This is a genomic window from Sporichthyaceae bacterium (assembly GCA_036269075.1).
Classification (GTDB): Bacteria; Actinomycetota; Actinomycetes; order Sporichthyales; family Sporichthyaceae; genus DASQPJ01.
The window spans coordinates 1-10,527 of record DATASX010000053.1 but is presented as its reverse complement, the minus strand read 5'-3'; the positions used below and the strand labels follow the sequence as shown (position 1 = coordinate 10,527).

General features: G+C 69.3%; 11 protein-coding genes. 3 read left to right on the top strand and 8 right to left on the bottom strand.

What is annotated here, in order from left to right; translation table 11 throughout:
- The 7 genes from VHU88_09775 to VHU88_09745 form a co-directional block, all read right to left on the bottom strand.
- On the bottom strand, positions 1-779 hold a 779-nt coding region (locus VHU88_09775; protein ID HEX3611962.1), incomplete at its 3' end, for a proteasome accessory factor PafA2 family protein.
- Between the two features lie 280 nt (positions 780-1,059).
- On the bottom strand, positions 1,060-1,887 hold the full coding sequence (prcA, locus tag VHU88_09770; GenBank protein HEX3611961.1) for a proteasome subunit alpha: 828 nt from the start codon (positions 1,885-1,887) through the stop codon (positions 1,060-1,062).
- Positions 1,888-1,933: 46 nt separating this feature from the next.
- Positions 1,934-2,773, bottom strand: a complete 840-nt coding sequence (gene prcB, locus VHU88_09765) for a proteasome subunit beta (protein ID HEX3611960.1) — start codon at positions 2,771-2,773, stop codon at positions 1,934-1,936.
- A gap of 186 nt (positions 2,774-2,959) precedes the next feature.
- Positions 2,960-3,175 (bottom strand): ubiquitin-like protein Pup, encoded by a 216-nt coding sequence (locus VHU88_09760; GenBank protein ID HEX3611959.1) that lies wholly within the window; start codon positions 3,173-3,175, stop codon positions 2,960-2,962.
- 115 nt (positions 3,176-3,290) lie between these two features.
- Positions 3,291-4,802, bottom strand: coding sequence for a depupylase/deamidase Dop (gene dop / locus VHU88_09755; protein HEX3611958.1), 1,512 nt, complete (start codon positions 4,800-4,802; stop codon positions 3,291-3,293).
- A gap of 101 nt (positions 4,803-4,903) precedes the next feature.
- Positions 4,904-5,944 carry a Gfo/Idh/MocA family oxidoreductase gene (locus VHU88_09750; GenBank protein HEX3611957.1) on the bottom strand — a complete coding sequence of 347 codons (1,041 nt, stop codon included), beginning with the start codon at positions 5,942-5,944 and terminating at the stop codon, positions 4,904-4,906.
- A 1-nt stretch (position 5,945) separates the two neighbouring features.
- Entirely contained in the window at positions 5,946-7,121 is a 1,176-nt protein-coding gene (locus tag VHU88_09745; protein HEX3611956.1) for a DegT/DnrJ/EryC1/StrS family aminotransferase, read from the bottom strand.
- Between VHU88_09745 and VHU88_09740 the strand changes: the two genes are divergently transcribed.
- From VHU88_09740 to VHU88_09730, 3 genes are all read left to right on the top strand, one after another.
- Positions 7,020-7,238 (top strand): hypothetical protein, encoded by a 219-nt coding sequence (locus tag VHU88_09740; GenBank protein HEX3611955.1) that lies wholly within the window; start codon positions 7,020-7,022, stop codon positions 7,236-7,238. The genes VHU88_09745 and VHU88_09740 overlap by 102 nt on opposite strands.
- Positions 7,239-7,338: 100 nt before the next feature.
- The gene (locus VHU88_09735; protein ID HEX3611954.1) at positions 7,339-8,226 is read left to right on the top strand and encodes a DMT family transporter; all 888 of its coding nucleotides are present in this window, start codon (positions 7,339-7,341) and stop codon (positions 8,224-8,226) included.
- A 180-nt stretch (positions 8,227-8,406) separates the two neighbouring features.
- A complete protein-coding gene (locus VHU88_09730) occupies positions 8,407-9,273 on the top strand; it encodes a DUF559 domain-containing protein (protein ID HEX3611953.1) in 867 nt (288 codons plus the stop codon).
- A gap of 99 nt (positions 9,274-9,372) precedes the next feature.
- Here VHU88_09730 and arc read toward each other — a convergent pair.
- The coding region (arc, locus tag VHU88_09725; GenBank protein HEX3611952.1) for a proteasome ATPase at positions 9,373-10,527 on the bottom strand (1,155 nt) is incomplete at its 5' end.

Genomic DNA, 10,527 nt, shown 5'->3' with positions numbered 1-10,527 from the left:
GTGACGTCGTGGGAGATCTCGCGGATCGCGCGGATCGGGTTCTCCATCGTGAGGTCGCGCATCAACACGCCCTCCTCGATCATCCGCAGGACGAGGTCACAGCTCGCGACCTTGAGCATCGTCGTCGTCTCGCTCATGTTGGAGTCGCCCACGATGACGTGCAGGCGGCGGAAGCGCTCGGCATCCGCGTGCGGCTCGTCGCGGGTGTTGATGATCGGCCGGGACCTGGTGGTGGCGCTGGAGACGCCCTCCCAGATGTGCTCGGCCCGCTGGCTGACGCAGTAGACCGCGCCCCGCGGCGTCTGCAGCACCTTGCCCGCACCGCAGATCACCTGCCGGGTGACCAGGAACGGGATCAGGATGTCGGCCAGCCTGCCGAACTCGCCGTGCCGGCCGACCAGGTAGTTCTCGTGGCAGCCGTAGGAGTTGCCGGCGGAGTCGGTGTTGTTCTTGAACAGGTAGACGTCGCCGGCGATGCCTTCCTCGCGCAGCCGCCGCTCCGCGTCGACCAGCAACCCTTCGAGGATCCGCTCGCCGGCCTTGTCGTGGGTGACGAGGTCGATGACCGAGTCGCACTCGGGAGTCGCGTACTCGGGGTGGCTGCCGACGTCCAGATACAGCCGAGCGCCGTTGCGCAGGAACACGTTGCTGCTGCGGCCCCAGGAGACCACGCGCCGGAAGAGGTAGCGCGCCACCTCGTCGGGTGAGAGCCGCCGTTGACCCTTGAACGTGCAGGTGACCCCGTACTCGTTCTCGAGGCCGAAGATGCGCCGATCCATGAAAGTCACAGTACAGACGAGTGAGGCGAGCGGAGCGGACGCCGCTCATTTTGCTGGAACGGACGGCTCGCCGACCGGAGCCGGAGGAGTCGAGAGAGCGAGCTTGCGAGCTCTCTCGACTCCTCCGGCGAAGGGAGGCAAGCCACCGCCGCGAGCTCGCGAGCGGCGTCCGTTCCCGAGCCGATTGAAGTCTGTTGACGAGCGCAGCGAGGAACACAGACGAGTGAGGCGAGCCGATCGAACGTTGTCGAACTGCGAAGTGGTAGGGCGGCGGCGCGGGCTACAGCGCGGGGCCGCCGGAACCGCCGACGTCCGTGCTGCCCGGCTTGGGCGGCTCGGGGCCGACCGGCGGGCGCTCGCCGTCCTCGGACTTCGGCGCCGGCGCAGGCTCGTCGGCCGGGGCCGCCCCGAGGATCTCCTCGAGCCGGGCGCGGGTCAGTCGACGGAATTTGCGCTTGGGCCGGGCGCGGTCGAGCACCGCGACCTCGAGCTGGTTGGCGGCCATGCGGCGCGGGCCCTCGGCGCCTGCGGCCTGCCCACTCTCGCCGAGAGCGCGGACCGCGGTCCGTACGGCGTCCTCGACGGACTGCCCGGCCGAGTAGTTCGACTCCAGATAGGCGTTGATCGGCTCGGTCTGCCCACCCATCACCATGTAGCCGTGCTCGTCGGCGACCGAGCCGTCGTAGGTCAGGCGGTAGATCTGGTCGGACTCGGCGTTGTCGCCGACCTCGGCCACGACCAGCTCGACCTCGAACGGCTTCTCACCGGCCGAGGAGAAGATCGTGCCGAGGGTCTGCGCGTACGCGTTGGCCAGACCCCGGGCGGTCACGTCGCGGCGGTCGTAGGAGTAGCCGCGCAGGTCGGCGATCCGGACGCCCATGATGCGCAGGTTCTCGAACTCGTTGTAGCGCCCGACCGCGGCGAACGCGATCTGGTCGTAGATCTCGCTGATCTTGTGCAGCGCCGGCGACCAGTTCTCCGCGACCAGCAGGATGCCGGCGTCGTACTGCAGGACCACGGCGGACCGCCCGCGGGCTATGCCCTTACGGGCATAGTCCGCCTTGTCCTTCATGATCTGTTCGGGCGAGATGTAGAAGGGAGTCGTCACCGCGACTGGGGTCCTCTCCTGGGAACGGAAGCCTGCTGACGAGGAATCACTCGGCGGCGTGCGGGCCGTCCGGAGCGGTCATCCGCTCCTCGACCACACTGCGCACGACCATGCCGACCTCGGTGTCGGACCAGCGGTGGGCGCCGTCCGCGGTGATCACGAAGACCACCGGCCAGATCGACCGGGTCAGGTCCGGGCCACCGGTGGCCGAGTCGTCGTCGGCGGCGTCGTAGAGCGCTTGCACCGTCACCCGGACCACCTGGTCGGCGTTCATGCCGGGCCTGTGCAGCTTCTTCAGCGCACCTCGGGCGAACAGCGACCCGGAGCCCACCGAGTGGTAGTTGGTCTCCTCGTACCGTCCGCCGGTGACGTCGTAGCTGAAGATGCGCCCTTCGCGGGACTCCGGGTCGTAGCCGACGAACATCGGCACCACTGCGAGGCCCTGCATGGCCAGCCCGAGGTTGCCGCGGATCATCGTGCTCAGCCGGTTGGCCTTACCGTCCAGGGAGAGCGTGGTGCCCTCGATCTTCTCGTAGTGCTCGAGTTCCACCTGGAACAGCCGGGTCATCTCCAGCCCGATCCCGGCGGTGCCGGCGATGCTGACGCAGCTGAACTCGTCGGCCGGGAAGACCTTCTCGATGTCGCGCTGGGCGATCAGGTTTCCCATGGTCGCTCGCCGGTCGCCGGCCATGACCACGCCGCCCGGGAACGTCGCCGCGACGATCGTGGTGCCGTGGGGTGCGTCCACGTGGGCTCCTGCGGGCAGCGCACGCCGGTGCGGCAGCAGTTCGGGCGCGTAGGAACCGAGGAAGTCGGTGAACGACGACGTGCCCTGCGCGAGGAACGCAGCCGGAACGCGCCCGGTTCCGTCGTGGATGCTGGTCAACGCCGATCCTCTCTGCCGCGGTGCAGAACGCTGAAACCCTATCCAGTGGCGATCACGGCTGACGGGCGCATCGTTCAACACCCTCGTAGGCGTGCCCTGGACTGCCCGGCGGAATGACGAACGCACCGTCCCGGGGACCGGGCACGGTGCGTCGTGGAGCAGATCGGGCAGGCCCGCGGGTACGGGTTATTCGCCGCCCTTCTGGACGAACGAACGGACGAACTCCTCGGCGTTCTCCTCGAGGACCTCGTCGATCTCGTCGAGGATCGAGTCGACGTCGTCGCTCAGCTTCTCGTGGCGTTCGGCGACGTCGGTGGATTCCTGCGCGGCCGGTGCCTGTTCCTCGGTCTGCTCGCCCTTGCGGGCCTGCGCCTGCCCGCCACCGGTGTCCTTGGTCGCCATGGCGGAATCCCTTCGTCGCACTCCCACGCGACTGCGCCGCGCGCCGGTCGAAGACCGTAACGTGATTTTACCCGTAGGCGCTTACCTGTGTGCGGTGGAACCGTAGGTCGGCGCGTCAGCCGCCGGCTAGGGTGCGCAGCAGCTCCTCGGCCGTCGAGCAACGGTCGAGCAGCTCGCCGACGTGCTTGCGGGTGCCCCGTAAGGGTTCCAGGGTCGGCACCCGCTGCAGCGAGTCGCGGCCGGGCAGGTCGAAGATCACTGAGTCCCAGGAGGCCGCGGCGATCTCGTCCGGGTACTGGTCGAGGCAGCGGCCGCGGAAGTAGGCGCGGGTGTCCTCGGGCGGATTCGTCATCGCCCACGACACCTTGGCCTCAGCCGCGATCCGGTCGAAGCGGTCGCGCTGGGCCAGCTTGTTGTACAGCCCCTTCTCCGGCCGCACGTCGCTGTACTGCAGGTCGACCAACGCCAACCGGGGCGCGTCCCAGTTCAGCCCGTCGCGTTCGCGGTAGCCGTTGAGCAGCTCCAGCTTCGCGACCCAGTCCAGCTCCCGGGACAGGCTCATCGGGTCGGTCGCCAGCCGGGTCAGCACCGACTCCCAGCGGTTGAGCACGTCCTGGGTGACGTCGTCGGCGTCGGCGCCGTAGCGGTCCTCGACGTACTTGCGGGCCTGCTCGCAGTACTCCATCTGCAACTGAACAGCCGTCAGTTTCCGGCCGGACTGCAGGGTCACCAGGTGGGTCAGCGTCGGGTCGTGCGAGATCTGATGCAGCGTCGAGACCGGCGAGCTGACCGACAGATCCACCGACAGGAAGCGGTCCTCGATCATCGACAGCACCAGCGAGGCAGTACCGAGTTTGAGGTAGGTGGAGATCTCTGCCAGGTTCGCGTCGCCGATGATTACGTGCAGGCGGCGGTACTTCTCGGCGTCGGCGTGCGGTTCGTCGCGGGTGTTGATGATAGGGCGCTTGAGCGTGGTCTCCAGCCCGACCTCGACCTCGAAGAAGTCGGCGCGTTGGCTGATCTGGAAGCCGTGGCCGCGGCCGTCCTGCCCGATGCCCACCCGACCGGCGCCGCACACCACCTGACGGGTCACGAAGAACGGTGTGAGGTGGCGGACGATGTCCGAGAACGGCGTCGCCCGCGCCATCAGGTAGTTCTCGTGGGTGCCGTAGGAGGCGCCCTTGTTGTCGGTGTTGTTCTTGTAGAGGTTGATCGTCTGGGCGCCCGGGATGCGGGAGGCCTGCTCCGAGGCGACGGCCATGATCGACTCGCCGGCCTTGTCCCAGGCGACGAGGTCGCGCGGGTTGGTGCACTCCGGCGAGGAGTACTCCGGGTGCGCGTGGTCGACGTAGAGCCGGGCGCCGTTGGTCAGGATCACGTTGGCCAGGCCGACGTCCTCGTCGGTCAGCTGGCTGGAGTCGGCGAGGTCGCGTGAGAGGTCGAACCCGCGGGCGTCGCGCAGCGGGTTCTCCTCCTCGAAGTCCCAGCGCGCGCGACGGGCCCGGGAGGTCGCGGTCGCGTACGCGTTGACAACCTGCGAGGAGATCAGCATCGCGTTCGCGCCCGGTTGACCCGGGACCGAGACGCCGTACTCGGTCTCCAGACCCATGACGCGCCAGACGCTCATGCCACGAGCCTACTGTGCACCTGGTGGCCAGGTGCATGCGTCCGTGGCCCGAACTGCGGATCGGAATTTCGTCGGAATCGGGCCACTCCCGCCTGCATTGATCAACTGCCGCGGAGGCCGCTGTCGCCAACGGGGGCCAGCAGACGCAGGTCGGGCAATTCCGGGATTGCCATCCTTGCCCCGCCCGACGCGCACGACTCTCGCGCGGTGAGCGCGATCTGCAGCGCGGTGCGAGCGTCGCCGATGCCCGGGGTGACCTCGGTGCTGTCGGCGATCGCCGAGGCGAACGCCTCGATCGACCGGCGGTAGGCGTCGGCGAAGACGTCGAACACGGTCAGCCCGCCGCGGATGTCGCGGACCAGCACGGTTCGGTCCTGATCGCGGCCGAAGTGGACGATCCCGCGAGTGCCGACGACCTCAAGGGCGACGTCGTAGCCGTAGGCGGCGTAGCGGCTCCACTCGGTGTGCGCGATGGCCTGCTCACCGAAGAACAGCGTCGTGAAGCAGGTGTCCAGGTCGCCGCGCTCGGCCAGTGCCTTGTGCACCAGTGCGCCGCCGGTGGCGCCGACGGCCTCGACCTCACGGCCCAGCAGGTAGCGAGCCACGTCGTAGTCGTGGATCGCGCAGTTCAGGAACAGGCCGCCGTTGCGGTCCAGGCCCCAGTTGGCCGGGTTCGAGGCGTCCGGGTCGCGGCCGTGGGCCTTGAGCAGCACCGGGTCGCCGATGTCGCCGGAGTCGATGACCTTCTTCACCAGGCGGTAGCGCTCGTCCCAGCGGCGTTGGAAGCCGATCTGGAAGACCACCCCGGCCGCGTCCACCTCGGCCAGCACCTGGTCGGTGTGGGTCAGCGACAGGCCGACCGGCTTCTCGGTGAAGATCGCCTTGCCGGCCCGGGCGACGGCCCGGATGTGCTCCGGGTGCAGCGGGGTGGGCGAGGCGATCACGACGCCGTCGAAGTCGCCGGCGAGGAACTCCGCGAGGTCGGCGGTGGCCCGGACCCCGTAGCGGTCCTGGGCGCTGCGCAGCGCTTCGGGGTTCGAGTCGCACACCGCGACCAACCGGGCGCGTTCGGAGGTGGCGACGTGCTCGGCGTGGATCCTGCCGAGCTTCCCGAAGCCGAGAACACCAAGCTGAACAGACACGTCAGGCCTCCGTGCAGGCGGCCGCGAACGTCGCAGCGACCGCATCGATCTCCGGCTGCTCCGCGTGGATGTTGATGCCGAATCCGGCACCGATCCCGCTGTCGACCACACCGACACTGATGTTGAGCGCGCGGGCCAGGATGTCGTCGGTACGCGGCAGGTCGCCCGGCTGGGCGTACCGGGCGGGCTCCGACCAGTCCGGGGACGCGGTCTTGTGCTCCACGATCTGGTCCATGAGTCCGTAGACGTGCCAGCCGGAGCCGGCGACCGTCCGGGTACCCAGACGCTCGGCCACCGCGGCGGCGCGCTCCTGGGTCGGGAACAGGACTGTCAACAGGCTGCTGCACTCCCCCTCCGGGTCGGGCAGCGTGCGGTAGACCCAGTCCGGGTCCGGCCCGACGGCAGCCTCCAGCGCGGTTTTCAGCGCGGCCTTGCGGATGCGCAGCGCGGTCAGCATGGCTTCGAGCTTGCGCAGTTGAGCAAGTGCCACCGCGCCGGTCAGTTCGTTCATCTTGAAGTTCAGGCCGATGAGGCTGCGCGGTCCGGCTTCCTTCATCCCGTCGCGCAGCGGCGTGTGGCCCTGGTCGTGCAGGGCGAAGGCACGTTCGTACAGGGAGCGGTCGTTGGTGGTGATGATCCCGCCGTCGCCGGCGCACATCATCTTGTACCGGTTCAGTGAGAACGCGCCGAACTCCCCGAACGAACCGAGCCGGCGACCCTTGTAGGAGCCTCCCCCGGCCTGGCAGACGTCCTCGATCAGGATCAGGCCGTGGTCCGCGGCGATCTTGCAGATCGGGTCCATGTCGCAGGCGTTGCCGAGCATGTGCACCGCGAGGATTCCGCGGGTCCGGTCGGTGATCTTTGCGGCGACGTCGACCGGGTCCATCGTCAGCGACTCGTCGACCTCGACGAGCACCGGAACGGCTCGGGCGTGGATGATGGCGCCGATGGAGGCGACGTAGGTGAAGCCGGGCACGAGGACTTCGTCACCCGGACGGATCCCGGCGGCGAGCAGCGACACGAGCAGGGAACCGGTGCCGGAACTGGTCGCCACGGCATGGTTCACGCCACAGAATTGAGCGAACTCGCATTCGAGGGAGTAGACCTTGTGGCCGAAGCCCGGATCGTCCATACGGCCGTAACGCGAAAGATGACCGGACGCCAGAACGTCGAGCACTTCCTGGCGTTCCTCGGCGCCGAAGCAAGCAGCACCTGGACCTGTCACAGACTCTCCCGTTCCAATTCCGTCGAGCGCGGCCTGGCGCCGCAGCGTGACTGTATCGAGGCCGGATGACACGCACCTGTGGACCCACGGTCATCGGGCGCGCGTGTCCTGCCTCGAACCCGGCTCCGCCCTACGCGCGAGTAGCGTGGCGGGCCGCTCGGCGGCGTGAGTGACGGCCGCGGCGGTGCCGGTGGCGCTGGTCGCCGCCGCGCTGTTCGCGCTGAGCTGGGCGGCCCAGCATGTCGCCGCCCGCCGCGAGGACCAGTACGAGGTTCTCGACCCGCGGCTGCTGGTCCGGTTGTGCCGCAGGCCGTTGTGGTTGGCGGGCAGGTTGGCCGCGACGGCCGGCGTCGGGGTGCAGTTCTGGGCGTTGCGGCTGGGGCCACTGAGCGTGGTCGCGCCGCTGATGGTGCTGGGCCTGGTCATCGCGGTTCCGTTGGAGTCCCTGATCGAGCGGCGTCGCCCGGACCCGGGCGAGCTGCGGGCGGTCGCGCTCACCGGGGCCGGGATCGCGCTGTTCCTGGAGGCGGCCAAGCCGCACCGGGCGCACGCCAACCCGAGTTGGGCCGCGTGGTCGGTCGTGTTCGCCGTGGCTGCGGTGGTTGTGGTGGCCGCCGGCGCGTTGCACCTCGCCGTGCCCCGATGGTCGGCGGTGTCGCTGGCCATCGCGACGGGGACGCTGTTCGGGGTGGCGGCGGCGCTGCTCAAGGCGGCGGCCACGCGGGCCTCCTCGCCCGGGAGCCTGCTGGCCGATCCGCGGCTGTACCTCTACATCGCGGTCAGCATCGTCGCGCTGATCCTCACCCAGAACGCGTTCCAGCGGGGCCGGCTGTCCACACCGTTGGTCGCCATCACGCTGTGCGAGCCGGTCACCGCGCTGTTCATCGGGGTGCTGGCCTTCGACGAGCACCTGCGGATGGGCCCGATCCGGGTCACCGCAGCCGCGTTCGGCGCGGCCGCGATCGTGCTCGGCGTACGCAACCTGACGACCTCGATGGCCACCGAGCACGCCAGGGCGGTTCCGGGCCCCACCGGCAAGGCCCGAACGGCGCCCTGAAAGCGAAGGCTGCCGAACCGGACTGTGACACCTGGGGCGCCGTTCGGCAGGCCCAGCGCCGCACCCGTCACCACCATGTTCGGCAGCCGACGCGGTCGGCGGTCTCCACAGGGGCAACGCTGTCCACAACCGGTCGGTAGGCCCAGTCGGCACCCGTGCCGCGGGCGCATCCTCGGCGGCATGGATCCCCTGGTGGCCCTCACCAAGTGCGGCGGTGCCGCCCGCTGGGGCCGCCTGCGGGTGATGGGTGTCCCCGAGCGGGCGCTACGTTCCGCAACCGACCGTGGCGTCGTGCTCAGCATCGCCCGCGGGAGCTACGCGCTTCCGACTGCTCCGCCGGGGCTTCTTGCGGCCGTGCGGCTGGGCGGGGTGGCTTCGCACGTGACCGCGGCGCGACTGCACGGTCTGGGCACCTGGGCCGAGCTGGACGAGCTGCATGTGACCATCCCGCTCGGCAGCAGTAGGGCGGCTCGTGGCGTCCGCGTCCACCGCGCAGCCTTGGGTGCGGCCGACGTGGAGACCTGGCCGGCTGTCACGAGCGTCCGTCGGACGGTGCTCGACTGTGCTCGCACGCTGAGCCTGGTCGACGCCGTCTGCGTGATCGACTCCGCGCTGCGCGCCCATCTCGTGCGGACGGTCGACCTGCACGCAGCCGCGGCTGTTGCCGCGGGCCCCGGTGCCACCGCGCTGCGTCGGGCCGTGGCCCATCTGGACCGGAAGGCCGACTCGCCCCTGGAGTCGGTGCTGCGCCTGCTGCTCGACCTGGGGTCCGGCGAGGTGCGCAGCCAGGTTTGGATCGCCGGCGTCGGCGTCGTGGACTTCCTGGTCGACGACTGGTTGGTGATCGAGGGCGACGGCTTCGAGTTCCACGCCGATCGGGAGGCCTATCGGATCGACCGACGCCGGGCCAACGGCCTCGCGGCGCGCGGCTACGTGCTGCTGCGGTTCACCTGGGAGGACGTGCGCTTCCGCCCCGGATGGGTGGCGGCGGAGGTGGAACGGGTGCGGCGCAGGGGCCCCGCGACCCCACCCGCCGAAGGTTGCTGAACATGGCCGGGACAGCCGTGACGCCCGGGGCGGCGCGTCGCGCCCCGGGCGTCACGAAGGTGTTCGGCAGTCGACGGCCGGCAGGCCCAGAGGTGAGGCCTACAGGTACTGCCCCGTGTTCGCGACAGTGTCGATCGAGCGGCCGGCCTCGGAGCCCTGCTTGCCGGAGATGAGCGTCCGGATGTAGACGATCCGCTCGCCCTTCTTGCCGGAGATCCGGGCCCAGTCGTCCGGGTTGGTGGTGTTGGGCAGGTCCTCGTTCTCCTTGAACTCATCGACGCAGGCCGCCATGAGGTGGGAGACGCGGATGCCGCGCTGCTTCTGGTCCAGCCAGTCCTTGATCGCCATCTTCTTGGCGCGGTTGACGATGTTCTCGATCATGGCGCCGGAGTTGAAGTCCTTGAAGTACAGGACCTCCTTGTCGCCGTTGGCGTAGGTGACCTCGAGGAAGCGGTTCTCCTCGGACTCGGAGTACATCCGCTCCACCGTGCGCTGGATCATCGCGTCCACCGTCGCCTTGACGGAGCCGCCGTGCTCCTTCAGGTCGTCGGGGTGCAGCGGGAGCTCCGGCAGCACGTACTTGGAGAAGATGTCCCCGGCCGCCTCGGCGTCCGGCCGCTCGATCTTGATCTTGACGTCCAGGCGGCCTGGCCGCAGGATCGCCGGGTCGATCATGTCCTCGCGGTTGGAGGCGCCGATGACGATGACGTTCTCCAGGCCCTCAACGCCGTCGATCTCCGACAGCAACTGCGGGACGATGGTGTTCTCCACGTCGGAGGAGACGCCGGAGCCCCTGGTGCGGAAGATCGAGTCCATCTCGTCGAAGAACACGATCACCGGCATGCCCTCAGAGGCCTTCTCGCGGGCCCGCTGGAAGACAAGGCGGATGTGCCGCTCGGTCTCGCCGACGTACTTGTTGAGCAGCTCGGGGCCCTTGATGTTGAGGAAGAAGGACTTCCCCTCCGCGGGCTTGCTGCTGCCGTCAGAGTCGGCCGCCGCCTTGGCCTGCACCTGCTTGGCCAGGGAGTTCGCCACCGCCTTGGCGATGAGCGTCTTGCCGCAGCCGGGCGGGCCGTAAAGCAGCACGCCCTTCGGCGGGCGGAGCTGGTGCTCGCGGTACAGGTCCGCGTGCAGGTAGGGCAGCTCGATCGCGTCGCGGATCTGCTCGATCTGCGCGCCGAGGCCGCCGATGTCGGTGTAGGCGATGTCCGGGACCTCTTCGAGGATGAGCTCCTCGACCTCGGCCTTCGGGAT

What these genes read in the sequence shown, in the direction of transcription:
- dop (HEX3611958.1), bottom strand. Translation starts at nt 4,802, where the DNA reads ATGAGCGTCTGGCGCGTCATGGGTCTGGAGACCGAGTACGGCGTCTCG.
- VHU88_09760 (HEX3611959.1), bottom strand. Translation starts at nt 3,175, where the DNA reads ATGGCGACCAAGGACACCGGTGGCGGGCAGGCGCAGGCCCGCAAGGGC.
- VHU88_09730 (HEX3611953.1), top strand. Translation starts at nt 8,407, where the DNA reads ATGGATCCCCTGGTGGCCCTCACCAAGTGCGGCGGTGCCGCCCGCTGG.